At 47.5% G+C, this 625-nt stretch carries 1 protein-coding gene; it reads left to right on the forward strand.

The annotated features are described in order from the left end of the window. Positions 1-625 (forward strand): reverse transcriptase domain-containing protein (locus JW499_RS21570; RefSeq protein WP_269814596.1); only part of this gene is annotated, 625 nt, incomplete at both ends.

Below are 625 nucleotides of genomic sequence, written 5' to 3' on the forward strand. Positions count from 1 at the left end.
AAAATATCCACATGCTGGCGCAGCAACTTAAATCCAGGCAGTATCGAGTTGATGACATCAAGCGTGTGTACATCCCCAAAGCGAATGGCAAAGAGCGGCCATTAGGCTTGCCCACCGTTGCAGATAAAGTGGTGCAGCAAAGTGTCTCGGAGTTACTGCAAAGTATCTGGGAGCACGACTTTGTGCCGAACAGTTATGGCTATCGTCCGCATAAAAGTGCGCATCAGGCCATACACAGTTTGCAATTGAATCTTCAATTTAAAGGTTACGGGTATATTGTCGAAGCAGACATAAAAGGCTTCTTCGATCATATGGATCACACTTGGCTAATGCGAATGTTAAAGCAGCGCATTGATGACAGGCCGCTTCTCAATCTCATCAATCAATGGCTGAAGGCCAGAATTAAAGAGCCTGACGGCCGTTATTACAAGGCTGCTTCAGGTACGCCGCAAGGCGGTGTAATCAGCCCCGTGCTGGCGAATATCTACCTTCACTATGCTTTAGATCTGTGGTTCGAGAAGAAGATCAAACCCAAGCTTGAAGGCAGGGCAATGCTCATCCGTTATGCGGATGACTTTGTGGTGGCATTTCAATATCAAGACGAAGCGCGGGCCTTCTATGAGCA

The sequence above is a fragment of the Amphritea pacifica genome, from assembly GCF_016924145.1.
In the GTDB taxonomy this organism is placed as follows: domain Bacteria; phylum Pseudomonadota; class Gammaproteobacteria; order Pseudomonadales; family Balneatricaceae; genus Amphritea; species Amphritea pacifica.